The organism is Micromonospora sp. NPDC047074 (genome assembly GCF_040643815.1).
GTDB lineage: Bacteria > Actinomycetota > Actinomycetes > Mycobacteriales > Micromonosporaceae > Micromonospora.
In genome coordinates, this window is record NZ_JBEYVB010000002.1 from 222,624 (window position 1) to 240,123 (window position 17,500).

17 protein-coding genes are annotated in these 17,500 nt (G+C 72.3%); 11 read left to right on the forward strand and 6 right to left on the reverse strand.

The window, feature by feature from the left end; genetic code table 11:
• Nucleotides 1–5 precede the first annotated feature (5 nt).
• Nucleotides 6–551: a GtrA family protein gene (locus ABZ809_RS04735; protein WP_357561033.1), complete on the reverse strand. Its 546-nt coding sequence runs from the start codon at nucleotides 549–551 to the stop codon at nucleotides 6–8.
• A 382-nt stretch (nucleotides 552–933) separates the two neighbouring features.
• On the opposite strand from ABZ809_RS04735, the gene ABZ809_RS04740 reads away from it, so the two are divergent.
• The 4 genes from ABZ809_RS04740 (at nucleotide 934) to ABZ809_RS04755 (ending at nucleotide 6,043) form a co-directional block, all read left to right on the forward strand.
• Complete coding sequence (locus ABZ809_RS04740) at nucleotides 934–2,775, forward strand: phosphoenolpyruvate carboxykinase (GTP) (protein WP_357561034.1); 1,842 nt, start codon at nucleotides 934–936, stop codon at nucleotides 2,773–2,775.
• Between the two features lie 43 nt (nucleotides 2,776–2,818).
• Nucleotides 2,819–3,682 (forward strand): hypothetical protein, encoded by an 864-nt coding sequence (locus tag ABZ809_RS04745; RefSeq protein WP_357561035.1) that lies wholly within the window; start codon nucleotides 2,819–2,821, stop codon nucleotides 3,680–3,682.
• A 383-nt stretch (nucleotides 3,683–4,065) separates the two neighbouring features.
• Nucleotides 4,066–5,241 (forward strand): geranylgeranyl reductase family protein, encoded by a 1,176-nt coding sequence (locus tag ABZ809_RS04750; RefSeq protein WP_357561449.1) that lies wholly within the window; start codon nucleotides 4,066–4,068, stop codon nucleotides 5,239–5,241.
• 31 nt (nucleotides 5,242–5,272) lie between these two features.
• Nucleotides 5,273–6,043: an isoprenyl transferase gene (locus ABZ809_RS04755; RefSeq protein ID WP_357561036.1), complete on the forward strand. Its 771-nt coding sequence runs from the start codon at nucleotides 5,273–5,275 to the stop codon at nucleotides 6,041–6,043.
• Between the two features lie 196 nt (nucleotides 6,044–6,239).
• Here the strand turns inward: ABZ809_RS04755 and otsB are convergent, their stop codons facing one another.
• The 3 genes from otsB to ABZ809_RS04770 form a co-directional block, all read right to left on the reverse strand.
• Nucleotides 6,240–7,064 (reverse strand): trehalose-phosphatase, encoded by an 825-nt coding sequence (gene otsB / locus ABZ809_RS04760; protein WP_357561037.1) that lies wholly within the window; start codon nucleotides 7,062–7,064, stop codon nucleotides 6,240–6,242.
• A gap of 102 nt (nucleotides 7,065–7,166) precedes the next feature.
• Nucleotides 7,167–7,520, reverse strand: coding sequence for a hypothetical protein (locus tag ABZ809_RS04765; RefSeq protein ID WP_357561038.1), 354 nt, complete (start codon nucleotides 7,518–7,520; stop codon nucleotides 7,167–7,169).
• A gap of 162 nt (nucleotides 7,521–7,682) precedes the next feature.
• Nucleotides 7,683–8,123, reverse strand: coding sequence for an XRE family transcriptional regulator (locus ABZ809_RS04770; RefSeq protein WP_357561039.1), 441 nt, complete (start codon nucleotides 8,121–8,123; stop codon nucleotides 7,683–7,685).
• Between the two features lie 264 nt (nucleotides 8,124–8,387).
• On the opposite strand from ABZ809_RS04770, the gene ABZ809_RS04775 reads away from it, so the two are divergent.
• From ABZ809_RS04775 to ABZ809_RS04805, 7 genes are all read left to right on the forward strand, one after another.
• Complete coding sequence (locus ABZ809_RS04775; RefSeq protein ID WP_357561040.1) at nucleotides 8,388–8,732, forward strand: hypothetical protein; 345 nt, start codon at nucleotides 8,388–8,390, stop codon at nucleotides 8,730–8,732.
• 31 nt (nucleotides 8,733–8,763) lie between these two features.
• The gene (locus tag ABZ809_RS04780) at nucleotides 8,764–9,102 is read left to right on the forward strand and encodes a hypothetical protein (RefSeq protein WP_357561041.1); all 339 of its coding nucleotides are present in this window, start codon (nucleotides 8,764–8,766) and stop codon (nucleotides 9,100–9,102) included.
• 380 nt (nucleotides 9,103–9,482) lie between these two features.
• On the forward strand, nucleotides 9,483–10,898 hold the full coding sequence (locus tag ABZ809_RS04785; protein ID WP_357561042.1) for a PhoH family protein: 1,416 nt from the start codon (nucleotides 9,483–9,485) through the stop codon (nucleotides 10,896–10,898).
• 280 nt (nucleotides 10,899–11,178) lie between these two features.
• Nucleotides 11,179–11,865: a lytic transglycosylase domain-containing protein gene (locus tag ABZ809_RS04790; RefSeq protein WP_357561043.1), complete on the forward strand. Its 687-nt coding sequence runs from the start codon at nucleotides 11,179–11,181 to the stop codon at nucleotides 11,863–11,865.
• A 113-nt stretch (nucleotides 11,866–11,978) separates the two neighbouring features.
• Complete coding sequence (locus ABZ809_RS04795; protein ID WP_357561044.1) at nucleotides 11,979–12,632, forward strand: rhomboid family intramembrane serine protease; 654 nt, start codon at nucleotides 11,979–11,981, stop codon at nucleotides 12,630–12,632.
• 128 nt (nucleotides 12,633–12,760) lie between these two features.
• Nucleotides 12,761–13,729, forward strand: coding sequence for an NAD(P)/FAD-dependent oxidoreductase (locus ABZ809_RS04800; RefSeq protein WP_357561045.1), 969 nt, complete (start codon nucleotides 12,761–12,763; stop codon nucleotides 13,727–13,729).
• A 65-nt stretch (nucleotides 13,730–13,794) separates the two neighbouring features.
• Complete coding sequence (locus ABZ809_RS04805) at nucleotides 13,795–15,375, forward strand: hypothetical protein (RefSeq protein ID WP_357561046.1); 1,581 nt, start codon at nucleotides 13,795–13,797, stop codon at nucleotides 15,373–15,375.
• Here the strand turns inward: ABZ809_RS04805 and ABZ809_RS04810 are convergent.
• Both ABZ809_RS04810 and glpX read right to left on the reverse strand, forming a co-directional pair.
• Nucleotides 15,350–16,306 (reverse strand): DMT family transporter, encoded by a 957-nt coding sequence (locus ABZ809_RS04810; protein WP_357561451.1) that lies wholly within the window; start codon nucleotides 16,304–16,306, stop codon nucleotides 15,350–15,352. The genes ABZ809_RS04805 and ABZ809_RS04810 overlap by 26 nt on opposite strands.
• A gap of 14 nt (nucleotides 16,307–16,320) precedes the next feature.
• Nucleotides 16,321–17,352 (reverse strand): class II fructose-bisphosphatase, encoded by a 1,032-nt coding sequence (gene glpX / locus ABZ809_RS04815; protein ID WP_357561047.1) that lies wholly within the window; start codon nucleotides 17,350–17,352, stop codon nucleotides 16,321–16,323.
• Between the last annotated feature and the right edge of the window lie 148 nt (nucleotides 17,353–17,500).

A 17,500-nucleotide genomic window follows, 5' to 3' on the forward strand; every position in this document is an offset into this window, starting at 1 on the left:
ACTGGTCACGCCCGGTGATCTCGGTCGTGCTTCTCTTCCGGAAGGGACGGGGTTCCCGCTTCCACGAAGACGAACCGTCGGTAGGACCAGAATCGGAACAGCGTCCCGAGCCCGGTCCCGACGACGAAGCTGGCGATGTTGTCGGCCAGCGGGGTCTGGAAGACCTGCGGCCAGACGCTGCCCAGGCCGTAGCGGCTGATCGCCAGGCAGGCCACGGCGATCCCCAGGCCGACCCCGTTGAAGAAGAAGAACAGCGCGTACTCGCGAGCCGGGTTGGAGCGCTTGCGGTGTCGCCACGTCCAGAACCGGTTGCCGAGGAACGCCACGGTGGCCGCGATCACGGTCGAGATGGTCTTCGCGGTGACCTGCTCGACGCCCCGCACGCTGGTCAGGTAGTTGAAGAGCGCGAAGTCGATCAGGAAGGCGATCCCGCCCACGGTGGCGAACTTGCTCAGCTCGCGGACGAGGTGGCCGAACCGGTCCATCAGTGAGTGGAGCAGACCCGGGTGGGTCTGCCGGGAGCCTGGCTCCCCGGTCATCGTCGCGGCCACGACGCGAGCCTACCGGCTGCGGGCTTTCCGCACGGGTAGCAACGACGAGCCGTCCGCACGGGTGTGCGCCTGTGGACAGAGCGTAACGGGGCCGGGGGCCCGGCGGGGCGGTTCGCGGCGTTCCGCCGACGGGTGCCGCGGGCCCGACTGCGGAGAGTTCCCCACAGGATTTGCGTGAAACTGCGCGTGAAAGCGGGTATCAGCTCGTGATGCCGCAGCGTGACCGCACCTTGTGCAGTTCTTCACAACCAGTCCCACTGACTCGCGACGTCACCCGGTTTACGCTGAGGCCAATCCCAGGTTTTCACGAAGGCGACGCATAGCGACGTCAAGACTCGTGCATCCCATAGATCGGTCAGCGTCGACCACAAGGAGATGTGTCATGGTTGCTCCGGCTACCGTTCGGGGTATCGATCAGGCCCCGACGTCCCACCCCAAACTGCTCGCCTGGGTCCGTGAGGTCGCTGAACTGACCACCCCCGACCGCGTCGTCTGGGTGGACGGGTCCGACGAGGAATGGCGTCGCCTCACCGACGAGCTGGTCGAGGCCGGCACCCTGACCCGGCTCAACCCGGAGAAGAAGCCCAACTCGTTCTACGCGCGGACCGACCCGACGGACGTCGCCCGGGTCGAGGAGCGCACCTTCATCTGCTCCGTCGACGAGGCGGACGCCGGCCCCACCAACAACTGGATGGCGCCGGCCGAGATGAAGCGGACGATGACGGAGCTGTACCGCGGCTCCATGCGCGGGCGCACCATGTACGTCATCCCGTTCTGCATGGGCCCGGTCGAGGCCGAGAGCCCCATGTTCGGCGTCGAGATCACCGACAGCCCGTACGTGGTCGCCTCCATGCGCATCATGACGCGGATGGGCGCCACGGTCATGGAGGCCATGGGCGACGACGCGGACTTCGTCCACGCGCTGCACTCGATCGGCGCCCCGCTCGCCCCCGGCCAGCAGGACGTGGCGTGGCCGTGCAACGAGACGAAGTACATCTCGCACTTCCCGGAGACCCGGGAGATCTGGTCCTTCGGTTCGGGCTACGGCGGCAACTCGCTGCTCGGCAAGAAGTGCTACTCGCTGCGGATCGCCAGCGTGATGGGCCGTGACGAGGGCTGGCTCGCCGAGCACATGCTGATCCTCAAGATCACCTCGCCGGAGGGGAAGGTCTACCACATCGCCGGCGCCTTCCCGTCGGCCTGCGGCAAGACCAACCTCGCCATGCTGGAACCGACCATCCCGGGCTGGAAGGTCGAGACCATCGGCGACGACATCGCCTGGATGCGGTTCGGCCCCGACGGCCGCCTCTACGCGGTCAACCCGGAGTACGGACTCTTCGGCGTCGCGCCCGGCACCGACTGGAAGACCAACGCCAACGCGATGCGCACGCTGGACCGCGGCAACTCCATCTTCACCAACGTGGCCCTGACCGATGACGGGGACATCTGGTGGGAGGGCATGGGCGAGCCGCCGGCGCACCTGATCGACTGGAAGGGCAACGACTGGACGCCGGAGAGCGAGGACCTCTCCTCGCACGCGAACAGCCGCTTCTGCACCCCGATCACCCAGTGCCCGATCCTCGCCGAGGACTACTACGACCCGAACGGCGTGCCGATCGACGCGATCCTCTTCGGGGGCCGTCGCCGGGACACCGTCCCGCTGGTGACCGAGGCCCGCGACTGGGTGCACGGCGTCTACATGGGCGCGACCCTCTCCTCGGAGACCACCGCCGCCGCCTCCGGCGCGGTGGGTGTCGTCCGGCGCGACCCGATGGCGATGCTGCCGTTCATCGGCTACCACGCCGGCGACTACTTCCGGCACTGGATCGAGATGGGCAAGGGCGCCGACGGCGACGAGTCCAAGCTGCCGAAGGTCTACTACGTCAACTGGTTCCGCAAGGATCCGGAGGGCAGCTTCCTCTGGCCGGGCTTCGGCGAGAACTCCCGGGTGCTCAAGTGGGTCGTCGAGCGGATCGAGGGCCGCGCCGAGGCGGTGGAGACCCCGATCGGCATGGTTCCGGCCCAGGACTCGCTCGACGTCGAGGGCCTGGACATGACCCCGGAGGACGTCCGGATCGCGCTGAAGGTCGACCCGGAGGAGTGGCGCAACGAACTCCCGCTGGTCACCGAGTGGTTCGAGAAGTTCGGCGACAAGCTGCCGGGCGTGCTCTGGGCGGAGCTGGACGCGCTGCGCGCCAGGCTCGACGCGGAGCCGCGGCGCTGAGGACAGGTGTGACCGATGCCCGGACCGGGCATCATCGGATTCCATGAGGACGGCCGCCGCGACCGAGGTCCGGCGGCCGTCCGCCGTCCGGGCGCTGACCCTGCTGCTCGCGCTGACCGCGGCGGCCACCGTCGTGGTCGAGATACTCAACTGGTGGTACGCCCCAGAGCAGGGCTTCGGGTTGGCGGTGCGGACCGGTTGGGCGATGCTCCGGTCGCTCGGCTTCCTGCTGCTGATCGGGCACGTCCGTCGGGGCCGAACGGCGGCCCGGCCGTTCGGGCTGATCCTGGCGGTGACCACGATCTTCGCGGTCGGCCGGCTGATCGTGCCCCGGCAGGGGGTACCACCGCTGCCGGGGTTGCTCGGATTCGTTCTGATCACCGTGCTCTGCGCCGCCGTGGTCTGGCTGCTATACCGCTCGCCCGCGGTCTCCGGGCACCTGGTCCGCCACCGGCCCCGGCTGGTCATCGACCGGCAGGGCATCTCCTGGCGGGAAACCCCGCCCCGCCGCCCCGAGGTGAGCGGGTGGTTGCTCACCAGCCGGGTCGCCGCGTTCACCTACAGCCCGCTCATGCTGGTCCCTGCGCTGGTCGCCGGGGGCGCCGTGCTGGACGACCGGCTGGCCGCCGTGCCCGCCGTGCTGTTCTGGTTCGCCGCCGGCATCGTGACCAGCTACGCGGTGCTCTTCTGCACCGCCTTCCTCATGCGGGGCAAGGGCTGGGCGCGCACGCTGCTGGTGGTGGTCACCGTGGTCGTGCTCGCCGTCGACCTGCCACTGTGTTGGTGGCTGCTCGGCCCGGACGGGCTGGTCCGCGACGGCGGCCCGCTGCTCGCCGCCGCCGTGTTGACGCTCTACGGCCTGTGGCGAGCGACCCGAGCCGAACGGCGGCCCGCCCCGGGGGTGTGACGCTGCCGTGACCGGACCGCCTCTCCGCGGGGCGACTGACCCGTGCGGCTGTCGGGTGCGGTGTGGTGTCGCGGGCGCTGTCGAGCTGCCCCGTCCACAGGACCACAGCGGAGTGGCGGTGCGAAACGCGTCATCGGACGGCCACGGGCACCGCGACCGCCCGGTGTCGCGGTGGTGGGTCGGGCGCGTGGCGTTCGGTGGTGCGCTGCCCCATCTGTGCGGGCAGCTCGACAGCGGCACACGGCCACCTGTTCAGTCGGGTCGACCGCAGGCTGCCGCACCGCCGTGCCAGCGCGCCGTCGCACTGATGAAGAGACCGTTCCGGGGAGAAGTCGGCCGACGTGCCGGTGAGGTGCCGTGCGGTGGGTTCGCCCGGCGGCAGGATGGCGGGTGGGCTGACCGAGGGAGGCGGTGCGGTGAGCGACGAGTTCGACGTGGTGGTGGTCGGGGCCGGTCCGGCCGGGTCGGCCGCGGCGCTGGCGGCCCGCCGGGCGGGGGCGAGCGTGCTGTTGCTGGACCGGTCCGACTTCCCGCGGGACAAGGCGTGCGGAGACGGCATCGCCGCACACGCGCTGGACGTACTCGACGAGTTGGGGGTGCCCGACGCGGTGGCCGGCCACGCCCCGCTGCCGGCGCTGCGACTGCTCGGCCCGGGCGGTGGCTCCGTGGCCCGGGCGCTGCCCCGGCCGGCGTACACCGTGCCCAGGAAGGTCTTCGACGCGCGGCTGGTGGCGGCGGCGGTCGCGGCCGGCGCACGGCTGCGCCGGCACACGGTGCGGCACCTGGAGGTCCGGGCCGACCGGGTGGTGCTCGACGGCGGGCTGGCGGCACGGGCGGTGGTCGGTGCGGACGGTGCCGGGTCCGTCGTCCGGCGGGCGCTCGGGCACCGGCCGAATCCCGACCGTCACCTGGCGCTCGCCATCCGGGGGTACGCCCCGGCGCTGCCCGGCCCGCCCGAACAGCTCATCGTCACCTCGGCGCCGCGCTGGCCGGCGTACGCCTGGTCGTTCCCGATCGGGGACGGCCGGGCGAACGTCGGGTACGGGGAGGTGCTGCGGGGCGAGCCGCTGACCCGGGCGCACCTGGTCGACCGGCTCCGCGCGCTGTTGCCCGGCACGGACCCGGCCACCGTCACCGACCTGCGGGCCCACCACCTGCCGCTGTCGACGCACCGTCCGGCCCCCGGGCACGGTCGGGTGGTGCTCGCCGGGGACGCGCTCTCCCTGATCAATCCGTTCACCGGCGAGGGCATCTTCTACGCCCTGCTCTCCGGTGCGCTCGCCGGCACGGCGGCGGCCGGCTCGCCCGAGCAGGCCGCCCGGCGGTACGCGGGCGCGCTGCACCGCCGACTCGGTACCCACCTGCGGCACAGCTCGCTGGCGGCGTGGCTCGGCCGACACCGGCGGGTGGTCGACGCGGCGGTCCGCGCGGCGCGCCGGGACGACCGGGTCTACCGGACGGTGGTCGAGTTGGGGCTGGGCGACGGACGGCTGGACGCCCGCACCCTGGGCATGATCGGCATCGGTCTCTCGGTGTGGAAGCGCGGTCCGAGGCGGTGATTCGCCGGGGATGTCGCTACGCTGCAGGGTGATGACTCTGCGGGACCTGATTTACTCGGTGTACGAGCGTCGCCTCAAGGCGAAGCTCGCGGGCAAGCCGGTGCCCCGGCACGTCGGCGTGATGTGTGACGGCAACCGCCGGTGGGCCAGGGAGATGGGCTACGTCGATCCGAACGACGGGCACCGGATGGGCGCCGTCAAGATCAAGCACATGCTGGGCTGGTGCAACCAGGCCGGCATCGCGCACGTCACGCTCTACCTCCTGGCCACCGACAACCTGCGTCGACCGGCCAAGGAACTCGACCCGCTGCTACAGATCATCGAGGATCTGGTGGTCGAGCTGGCGGAGGAGGGCAACCCCTGGCGGTTGCGCATGGTCGGCGCGCTCGACCTGCTGCCCGCCTCGACCGCCGCCGCGCTGAAGGCCGCCGAGGAACGCACCCGGGACCGCAGCGGCGGAGCCGAGGTCAACATCGCGGTCGGCTACGGCGGCCGGCGGGAGATCACCGACGCGGTGCGCTCGCTGCTGCTGGAACACGCGGCCTCCGGCGGCACCCTGGAGGAGCTCGCCGAGGTGCTGGACGTCGAGCACATTGCCGAGCATCTCTACACCCGAGGTCAGCCCGATCCGGACCTGGTCATCCGTACGAGCGGTGAGCAGCGCCTCTCCGGCTTCATGCTGTGGCAGTCGGCGCACTCGGAGTTCTACTTCTGCGAGCTCAACTGGCCGGATTTCCGGCACATCGACTTCCTCCGGGCCCTGCGCTCGTACGCCAACCGCCAACGCCGCTACGGCGCCTGACGCCCCCCACGCTGGCCCGCGACGCCGGTACCGCCACGGTAGGCCCCCGCGATCTTGCACTTTCGGCCCCGCAAATGCCCGTTTAGCCCTCTTTGCCTGGGCAGGAAGTGCAAGATCGCCGGGGCGGGCGGGCGGGCGGGCGGGCGGGGCCGGGCGGGCCGGGGAGGGTGGGGTGGGGTGGGTCAGGTCAGGTGGGTCAGGTCAGGTGGTGGGTGGCGTTGGTGAGGAAGTCGCCCAGGGCGGCGGGGGAGTCCAGGGTGAGGTCGGCGGCTTCCGCTACCTCGTGACCCGTCTCCGGGTTGGCGACAGCGACGCAGACGCCGAAGAAGTGCGGGTCGGCGGCGGCCCGGGCCCGCAGCGCGGCGAAGGCCTTGATGTCGGAGACGTCGTCCCCGAAGTACCAGGCGCCCTCGGCGTCCCGGACGATCTCGTCGATCACCATGCCCTTGTCGCGGTCGACCGGGGGCTTGAGCTCCAGCACCATCCGCCCGGCCTGGACCCTGAGCCCGAGCCGCTCGGCCTGCGCCCGGCCCCACTGTTCGACCGTCGCGCCGAGCTGCGGCGCGGTGCGCCAGTGCAGCGCCACGGAGAGCCGCTTGTACTCCACCAGCGCACCCTCGGGCAGCTCGGCCCGGGCCAGTTCGGCCAGCTCGGCCATGGTGGGCACCCAGGGCAGGGCCGCCGGCTCCGTCACGGTCTCGCCGCCGGAGTGGCTGTGTTCCAGGCCGTAGAGGCCGTACAGGTCGACGCCGGCCAGGCCGCCGAGGTGGTCGCGGAGGAACTCGACCGGGCGTGCGGAGACGATCGCGATCCGCCGGACGACCGGGGCGAGCGCCTCGATCGCGGCCAGCACCTTCGGTGCCGGGCGGACGGCGGTGGGATCGTCGTCGACCGGCGCGAGGGTGCCGTCGAAATCGAAGAAGAGCACTGTCCCGGCCGACCGCCCGGCGGTCGTCCGCCAGGCCTGGTCGGCGTCCAACGGGGTCCTCGGCTGCTGGTTGCCCAGATTCAACGGCGGCACGCGCGACAGCGTACCCCGGGCGGGGCGGCTCAATCCCCGACCGAGAGATGGCCTCCGGCCGGCGCATCGGGTGTGCGGCCGGCGCGGACGGCGGGCTGTCGCTCAGCGTTCGGCGGCTCCCCGTCCCCGCCGGCCGAACGGCACGACGGCCGCCTCCTGGCCGTGGTTGAGCAGGTAACCCTCGACGAATCCGGCGTTCCGGTCGCCGGTGCGCTCCTCGATCTCCTTCAGCTGGTCGACCAGGAAGTCGGCCAGGGCGCTGACCCGGTCGTCGAGCCGGTGGTGCAGCTCGGCGACCACGGCCAGGACGACCGCGGTGCCGGCCGAGGTGAGCGCGAGAAGGTTGACGAGCAGAGGAAGCTGCCCGCCGTTGACCGCGAGGGTCACCACGTTTCCGGTCACGCCCAGTGTCACCGACACGGTGGCGATCAGGACTGCCATCCACTTCAGGGTCATGGACAGACCCCTCCTTCTGTCCCGCAGGGCTGGGTTCGGCCTTGTCCCGTCCCCCCGCCGACGACGAGCCCAAGCAGTACGAATACGGACGCTAGCGCGCCCGTTCCGGCCCCGGAGCGAAACGAATGAGTCTGACCTGCTGTTCTTTCGCCATCTGAGGAACTAGCCGGCTTGTTTACCTCGTTTTCGGACATCGACCGGCAGGGTGGGGCGATATGCGAGGTATCTAATGGTTTCCCGAATATGGAACTTCTCCGCGTCGGAGACGTCGGGGTCGACGAGGCGACGCAGCAGCGCCTCCACGTCGGGGTCCATCGGCGGAGGTGTCGGGGCGCTGCGGGGGGCGGTGTTCCGTTCCCAGCCCAGCGCGGTGAAGGCGGTGGCGGGGCTGAGGCCCAGGCCCTCGCAGAACGCGACCACGCGCTCGGCCTCCGGGTCGCTCGCCCAGTCGCCCCGTACCCAGCGGTTGATGGTCTGCCGGGAGACGCCGGTGCGGCGGGAGACCTCGGTCCCGCTCCAGGCCCGGGTCGCCCGGGCCTCGTCGAGCGCCCTGCGGACGAAGCTGGCGAAGGCGATCTTCCGTGCGTTGGCCGTCTCGGTCACCTGGTGACGGTACGACCAGCCGTCGACCGGTGTGCGTACTGGCACGCTGTTGTCACGCGGACGTGACGAAGTTTTCGATGTGCCGGTAAACGATCCGGCACCGCTCCTGAGGGGTGTCACCTGGGCAGAATAGGTGACCGTAGAGGTCGCGGCAAAGGGACGAAAAGCTGATACTGTCACGCTCATGGGACAACCTACGGTGTGTCACGTGCATGAGACGATCGGTGCTCACATGCGTCACGCCTCCGGCGCGAGGGGGGTGTGGTGACCGAACTAGCCACCCGTACGCAGGCATTCGGCCTGGTCGCGAACGGGGTGGCCGCGGGCCTGAGCGCGCCCTGGCGGCTCTACCTCGCCCGAGGCTGCCGCTATCTGTCGCTCAGCGTCGGCGACCGCACCGAGTGGGACGCCTGGCGCACCCACCTCGGCTGCCCCGAACTGAGCGTCCGGGTGTACGACGCCGGCGGCGAGATCCGCCGCTCCTCCGTGGCCGAGGTGGTGCTGGACGGCTGCCGGATCAGCGTCGAGCTGGTGGAGGAGGTGGGCACGGACGACCTGGACCGGCTCCTGGTCGCCGAGCCCACCCCGACCGAGCCGGAGGAGCGGTGACCCGGCACCCGCGGCCGACCGGAGCCGCCGGATGAGCCCGTTCCTCGCCGTGTTCCTCGTCCTCGTCCTCGGCGCCACGAGCTACGCGGCCGGCCGGTTGCACGGTCAACTCAGCTACCGGATCGGTTACCGGTTCGGCTACCGGCAGGGCTACTTCGACGGCGACCGGGGGGCCTGGAACCGGCGTCGCCGCGACGCCCAGGCCGCCATCGCGTCCGCCCTGGCCGGCCCGGCACCCGTCGCCGCCGCCCGGGTCACCGGCACGGTGGTCCGGCCCGGAACCACCTACACCGGCTCGTCGTTCGCGGCACCGGCCGCCCCGGTCGCCGAGCGGCAACCGGCCGGCACCCTGGTCCGGCGGACCGGTTGAAGTCCGGTCGGTGGGGAGCCCGAGGCCCCGTCGACCGGCGATCAGGCGCGGTGCGTCGTCCGCGGCGGACACGCACCGTCGGGACCACGTCAGACCGGTGACGGTGGTTCCGCCGGCCGGGATGCGCGCAGGGGGCATGCATCCCGGCCGGTTCCGCCGCCGGCCGGGCACCACTGGCCGGTACCGGTGATCCGCGCTCGCCCTCTAGCCCACGGCGGCTGACGCCGCTAGCGTCTAGGCATGGCACGGGGTTCTCCCGGGCCAGCCGGTCCGCCCGGATCTGCGACCTCGCGCACGGGGTTCCGCATCCGACCCCGTGTCCCCGGGCACCGGAGGAGGCGGAACGCGGGTGGCGGGTGCCCATCCGTCGGAGCAGGCCTGTGACGACTCGCCGTACACCCGCCGGGACCGACCAGACCCCGGCCGCGACTGCCACGACCCGCCGCGCCACCCGGAGCCGCCGCAGCGCGGCCGCCGCTCCGGTCGGCACCGAGGAGCCCCGACCAGCAGGCCAGGCCTTCGTCCTGGACACCTCGGTGCTCCTGTCCGACCCGGCGGCCTTCCACCGCTTCGCTGAACACGAGGTGGTCCTGCCTCTCGTGGTCATCTCCGAGCTGGAGGGCAAACGACACCATCCGGAGCTGGGCTGGTTCGCCCGGCAGTCCCTGCGCATGCTGGACGAGCTGCGGGTCCAGCACGGGCGCCTGGACCATCCGGTGCCGGCCAACGACTCCGGCGGCACGCTGCGGGTGGAGCTCAACCACTCCGACGACGCCGTACTGCCCCCGGGCTTCCGCACCGACTCCAACGACGCCCGGATCCTCTCGGTCGCGTTGAACCTCGCCGCCGAGGGCCGGGAGGTGACCCTGGTCAGCAAGGACATGCCGCTGCGGGTCAAGGCCGCCTCGGTGGGCCTGCGGGCGGACGAGTACCGGCACGGCCAGGCCAGCGACCCCACCTGGACCGGGATGGCCGAGCTGGAGCTGACCGACGACCAGATCGGGCGGCTGTACGCCGGCGAGACGATCGACCTGGACGCGGCGGCCGGGCTGCCCTGCCACACCGGCCTGGTGCTGCACTCGGGCGGAGGCTCGGCGCTCGGCCGGGTGCTGCCCGACAAGACGGTACGGCTCGTGCGCGGCGACCGGGAGGCGTTCGGGGTGCACGGCCGTTCGGCCGAGCAGCGGATCGCGCTCGACCTGCTGCTGGACGAGTCGGTGGGCATCGTCTCGCTGGGCGGGCGGGCCGGCACCGGCAAGTCGGCGCTGGCCCTCTGCGCCGGGCTGGAGGCGGTGATGGAACGCCGCCGGCACAGGAAGGTCGTCGTCTTCCGCCCGCTCTACGCCGTCGGTGGCCAGGAACTGGGCTATCTCCCCGGCTCCGAGTCGGAGAAGATGTCGCCCTGGGCGCAGGCGGTCTTCGACACCCTCGGCGCGGTGGTGCACGAGAACGTGCTGGAGGAGGTCACCTCACGCGGGCTGCTGGAGGTGCTGCCGTTGACGCACATCCGGGGGCGCAGCCTGCACGACGCCTTCGTGATCGTGGACGAGGCGCAGTCGCTGGAACGCGGCGTGCTGCTGACGGTGCTCTCCCGGATCGGCCAGGGCTCCCGGGTCGTGCTCACCCACGACGTGGCCCAGCGCGACAATCTCCGCGTCGGGCGGCACGACGGGGTGACCGCGGTGATCGAAGCGCTCAAGGGCCATCAGCTCTTCGCCCACGTCACGCTCAGCCGTTCGGAGCGTTCGCCGATCGCCGCGATGGTGACCGATCTCCTGGAAGACATCCCGCAATGATGCCCGTTATGTAGGGGTTCATCCGCATTTTATTTGTGGTGCAAATCACAGTTGGGGCTGATGGTTTCCCATCAGCCCCACTGTGCGCGATGGTGTCCCACGAGCGCCCACGTACCGAGAAGATCGTTGGTGATCGTTCGTCACACACGACGCGCCAACATCTCCACTCCGGTGCGTCGGCTGCGACCGGCACCGGGTCGGGGCGCTCGCGGCGCGGATCGCACCCTCCCGGGTGCCCGCCACCGCGCCGCGTCCTTGCCCCCAACGAAGGGACCACTTCGTGAGTCGGCTGTGGAGCCGGTTCGGCGCCCGGACGGCCGCTGTCGCGCTGCTCTCCGTGGGCGTTGCCGGCGGTGTCTATCTGGGCGAAGACCGTCAGACCCAGCAGCAGGGCCTGACCGCCCAGGCCGGGGCTGCCGTCGAGCAGGCTGAGTTCGAGTACCAGCGCGAACGGCAGGCCGCCTACCAGGTGCAGTCCGCCAAGAAACGGGCCGCCGAGTACCAGGCGAAGCTGCGCGCCGCCATCGCGGCCAAGGAGGCCGCCAAGCGTGCCCGCGAGGCCGAGGCCGCCGCCGCGTCGCGGAAGAAGGCCCGCGAGGAAGCCGCCAAGAAGGCCGCCGAGAGCAAGCCGTACGCCGGCCCGATCCCCGCGTCCTGCGCCGAGTTCAGCGGCAACCGCAAGGTCGGCTGCGCGATGATGGTGGACGCCGGCTTCGGAATGGACCAGTTCCCCTGCCTGAACAAGCTCTGGGACAAGGAGAGCGGCTGGAACCACAAGGCCCGCAACTCCTCGTCCGGGGCGTACGGCATCCCGCAGGCGCTGCCGGGCAGCAAGATGGGCTCGGTCGCCAGCGACTGGCAGACCAACCCGGCGACCCAGATCGAGTGGGGTCTCGGCTACATCAAGGGCCGCTACGGCACGCCCTGCAAGGCCTGGGCGCACTCCCAGGACGTGGGCTGGTACTGACCGATCCGCCGGGGGCGGGGTGTGTGGGCGTCCACACACCCCGCCCCCGTCGTTCCGGTACGGGTTGCCCGCAGGAGTGGCGGCTGGGCCTGTCACCTGATAGCTCTTGACGGGTGACCCTGCACCCGTCCAGCGGCGACCCGCACCGGTTCGGCACCGAGGCGTTCTACGCCGCGCTCGGCCGGGCCTTCGTCGCCATGTGCGCGGTCGTGCCGTTCCTGTTCCTCGTCGAGGCCGTCGACCAGGGCCTGGCGTTCGGCCTCGACGCCACCGCCGGGATCATCCCGAAGCGCATCGACGGGCTCGACGGGGTCTTCTTCTCGCCGTTCCTGCACCACGGCTTCGACCACCTCTACAGCAACAGCATCCCGCTGATCCTGCTCGGCACCTTCGTGCTCGCCGCCGGCGCCCGCCGGTTCCTCTGGTCGACGCTCGTCATCATCCTGGTCAGCGGGCTGGGCGTGTGGTTCACCGGCTCGTCGACCACCGTCGTGGTGGGCGCGAGCGGCGTGATCTTCGGCTACCTGGGCATCCTGCTCACCCGGGGCATCGTCGAGCGGAGCTGGTGGAACTTCGCGGTCTTCCTGCTGGTCGGCCTGCTCTACGGCTGGCAGTTGGTCGGCATCCTCCCCACCGACGAGCGGATCTCCTGGCAGGGGCACCTGTTCGGGCTGCTCGGCGGGGTGGTCGCCGCGATCATCTTCCGGCGTCGCCGGGGCGACCTCGGCGGCCCGTACCGGTCGGAGTCCACGCTCACCATGCCCTGAGCCGGCGGGCGGCACCGACGTGTCGTCGCCGTGCTCTCCCCGTGGGAGGTGCTTGCCCAGGCGCTCCGTCGGCCCTACCGTCGGCATCAGCACGCGTTCATGCGTGAACGGAAAGTGACGGTGCGCCCATGCGTGAGATCGATGTCGCGGTGATCGGGGCCGGTCCGACCGGGCTGTTCGCGGCGTACTACGCGGGATTCCGGGGGCTCTCCGTCGCGGTCGTCGACGCGCTGCCCGAGCCCGGCGGCCAGATCACCGCCATGTACCCGGAGAAGCTCATCCACGACGTGGCCGGCTTCCCGGCCGTCAAGGGGCGGGACCTGGTGGCCAACCTCGTCGCCCAGGCGGCGCCCTTCGACCCGTGCTACCTGCTCGGCACCCGCGCCGAGAAGCTCTCGTACGCCGACGGTCGCCCGGTGCTCGGTCTCGCCGGAGGCGAGCAGCTCCGCTGCGGGGCGGTGCTCGTCACGGGCGGGCTGGGCAGCTTCACGCCCCGGCCGCTGCCGGCGGCGGAGCACTTCGTCGGCACCGGCGTCGTCTACTTCGTACCGCAGCCGGCCGAGCTGGCCGACCGGGACGTGCTGATCGTCGGCGGCGGCGACTCCGCGTTCGACTGGGCGCTGACGCTCCAGCCGCTGGCCCGGTCGGTGACGCTGACGCACCGGCGGGAGAAGTTCCGGGCCCACGCGGCCACCGTCGCGCGGGTGCTGGAAACGCCGGTGCGCGTGATCGTCAACGCCGAGGTGACCGCCCTGTACGGCGACGGCACCGTCACCGGCGCCGAGGTCACCGTACGCGGCGGCGCGGCCGAGCTGCTGCCGGTGGACACGGTGGTGGCCGCCCTCGGCTTCACCGCCGACCTCGGCCCGCTGGCCGAGTGGGGCCTGCGGCTGGACCGCCGGCACATCGTGGTCGACAGCGCGATGGCGACGAACCTGCCTCGGGTCTTCGCGGCGGGCGACATCACGGAATACCCGGGCAAGGTGCGGCTCATCGCGACGGGCTTCGGCGAGGCGGCCACGGCGGTCAACAACGCGGCGGTGGCCATCGACCCGAGCGCGCACCTGTTCCCCGGGCACTCGTCCGACGGCACCTGACCGCTGCTACCGGATCCTGCCCCGGCCGTGGCCGGATCGAGATCGGTGGCTGCGATCGTGGGTCGATGAGCCCTCCGGTCCCGCGCCCCGACGGCACGCGAGCGGCCCTGGCCTGGCTGGGGCACCCCGCGACGGTCGCCGCCCTCGTCCTGCTCGTGGTCAACGACCACCTGCTCAAGCCGGCTTTCCCCGGCCTGGTGACCGGAAAGCTCAGCGACGTCGCCGGCCTGCTCGTCGCGCCGCCGTTGGTCGCGGTGCTGCTCACGCTGCTGGCGCCGCGGCTGCCGGACCGCGTCGCCGCCGGGCTCGGGCTCGGTCTCGTGGCCGCCGGCTTCACCGCGGTCAAGTCCAGCGGGTACGCCGCCGCGGGCGCCTCGGCGCTCTGGAGCGCCGTCAGCGGGCCGTCGCTGGTCCGGGCCGACCCCACCGACCTGCTCACCCTGCCCGCGCTGGCCCTCGCCGGGTGGGCCTGGTCCCGGGCGCGGCGGGAGCCGGTGCGACGGCGGTCCGCGCGGCTGGTCCGGCTGCTCGTGCTGCTGCCGGCGGCCACGCTGGCGGTGGCGGCCACCAGCCCGGTCCACTATCCCGACGCCGTCCGGGCGGCGGTCCTGGACGGACAGTTGGCGGCCGGCATCGGTCACGGCTACGAAGACCACGTCTTCGACAGCCCTCCCGTCTGGCGGGTGAGCGGCGACGACGGGGTCACCTGGCGCGACCCGACCCGGGGCGAGACCGAGGCGTTGGCCGGCACGAAGGGGCCGGTCGCCGGCCCGGTCAGCCGGGGGTGTTCGACGGCCACGCCGACGCGTTGCTACCGGCTGGTCCCCGGCCGGCTCGCGGTGGAGCAGAGCGACGACGCGGGCCGGAGCTGGCAGCACGCCTGGGAAGCGACCGAGGCGCAGCGGGCCGTCCTCCGCCGGCAGTACCCGGACCCGGGGCGCGGGGAGCGGATCGCCACGCAGGAGCTGGCGGTGCGGGACACCGGCCACGGCCGGCACGTCGTGCTGGTCGCCAACGGCCGGGACGGGTTCGCCGTCCGCCGGCCCGACGGGAGCTGGGAGCGCCTCGGCTTCGTCGGGGACGAGGCGGCGGGCGGATACCCGTTCGACGGTCGGCCGTCGGCGCTCGGCCGGAGCAGCCCGGCGGACCGGCAGAACGATCCGCTGCTGGCCCTGGCCCTGGGCCTCACGCTTGTCGCGTCGGTGCTCGCCGTGTCGGCCGGGCGGGCGGGGGTACGAACCGGCACCGCCCGCTGGCGGCCGGTTCCCCTGGCCGTGCTCGCGGTCACCGCCTGGGCCATGCTGGCGCTGACCTGGTCGAATCTGCCGTTCGTCTGGGTACTCGGCCTCGTCGGACTGGTCGCGGTCCTGCTGCCCCTGCTGGCGCTGTCCGGCCTGGCGTCGGTCGGGCTGTCCGGCGCGCGCGGGCGATGGACCGTGGAAGTGCTGCTGGCCGCCGCCCTGACCCTGGCCCTGACCGCGTTGCCGCTGGTGGGCTGGCTCTACGGCCGGCCCGCGTACCCCGGCATGGCGGTGCTGCTCGCCGTGGCGGCCACCGTGCCGGGGCTGCTGCTGGGCTGGCGGGCGGCCCGGCTGGTCGCGGCACCGGCCAATCCGCTCGTCAGCGGGCCGGGCGGCCGGGCGTGACAGCGGCGACGATGACCGCGACGAGGGTCAGCGCCGCGCCGAGCAGGGTGACGGCGTCCGGGCGGGAGGCCGCCGTGGGCAGGAGAAGATCCAGCAGTACGGCGCCGACGATCTGCCCGGCGATGGTGGCCAGGCCGAGCAGCAGCACGCCGGTGAACGAGACGATCGCGGCGGCGATCGCGATGAACACGATCCCGATGGGCCCGCCGAGATAGAGCCAGGGCTCGGCCGGTGGGCTGCCCGCCGGCCACCCGCGCAACGCGATGTCGACGGCGAAGGCGACCAGCAGGGTCACCATGCCGACGGTGAAGTTGACCAGGGTGGCGGTCAGCGCGCTGCCCGACGCCATCCGTACCCGGCCGTTGACCGCCTGCTGCCAGGCGATGCCCACCCCGGCGAGCAGTGGCAGCAGGGCCAGCCCGAGGGTGCCCGGATCGCCCAGCCGGTCGCCGACGGCCAGCAGGACCGCGACCACGGTCAGCGCCGCGCCGGCCAGCCGCTGCGGGGTGACTCCCTGGCGGCCGCCCGGGCCGATCCCGGCCCGGTCGACGGCCAGGCTGCTGCCGGACTGGCCGGCGACCACCGCGACCGTGAAGACCGCCACGCCGAGCGTGCCGATGGTCAGCCCCTGGGCGGCGACCAGGAACGCCCCGCACATCCCGCCGAGGCACTGCCACGGCCGCAGCGTGCCCGCCGTCAGCGCGCCGCGCAGGGTGGTCAGCCCCCGCCGCCCGCCGGGGGTGGCGGGCACCAGCACGAGCAGCACCAGCAGGCCCAGCCCGAACGAGACCACCGCGGCGGCGATCCCGTCGGCCAGGCGTACGCCCAACTCGCCGTTGATCCGGGACTGCACGGCCACGGCCACCCCGGAGGCGGTCGCGAGACCCACGCCGACGATCCGGCGGGCCGCCGACGGGGCGGGCGGGGCCATCGTCCCGGCGGCTGTCACTCCTGCTCGGCCAGCGGGCGGCCGTCGAAGTCGATCGCCGAGTAGAGGGCCAGCTTCTCCAGCCGGTGGTACGAGTCGATCACCCGGATCGTGCCGCTCTTCGAGCGCATCACGATCGACTGCGTGTACGCCCCACCCGCCCGGTAGCGGACGCCGCGCAGCAGGTCGCCGGAGGTGACGCCGGTGGCCACGAAGAAGCAGTTGTCGCCGGTGACGAGGTCGTCGGTGCTCAGCACCCGATCCAGGTCGTGCCCGGCGGCGAGCGCCTTCTCCCGTTCCTCGGCGTCGCGCGGCCAGAGCTTGGCCTGCATCGCCCCGCCCATGCACTTCAGCGCGCAGGCGGAGATGATGCCCTCGGGGGTGCCGCCGATACCCATCAGCACGTCGACGTCCGACTCGCCCCGGGCGGCCGCGATGGAGCCGGCGATGTCCCCGTCGGAGATGAACCGGATGCCCGCCCCGGTCCGGCGGACCTGCTTGACCAGGTCGTCGTGGCGGCTCCGGTCCAGGACGCAGACCGTGACCTCGGAGACGTCGGTGCCCTTGACCTTGGCGATCCGGCGCAGGTTGTCGGCCACCCCGGCGTTGATGTCCACCACGTCGGCGTACGCCGGCCCGACGGCGAGCTTCTCCATGTAGAACACCGCGCTGGGATCGAACATCGCACCGCGCTCGGAGACGGCGAGCACCGCCAGCGCGTTCGGCATGCCCTTGCTCATCAGCGTGGTGCCGTCGACCGGGTCGACGGCGACGTCCACCTCCGCGCCGGTGCCGTCGCCGACCTCCTCGCCGTTGAAGAGCATCGGGGCGTTGTCCTTCTCACCCTCGCCGATCACCACGACGCCCCGCATCGGGATCGAGTTGATCAGCTTGCGCATCGCGTCGACGGCCGCGCCGTCGCCGCCCTCCTTGTCGCCCCGGCCGACCCAGCGGCCGGCGGCCATCGCCGCGGCCTCGGTGACCCGGACCAGGTCGAGGGCGAGGTTGCGGTCGAGATCCTGTGGGATCCGCGTCCTGGTGTTCGTCATGACTGCTCCTCCTCGCGACGTTGCGGGGCGGCAGGCTGCGGCGTTGCCGCTGCCGGCTATGTCGCTGATCCTCACACGATGGCGCACCCGGCGCCGGGCCGGGGCGGTGATGGCCCGGATACGGCCGGTCGGGCAACTGCGAAGATGG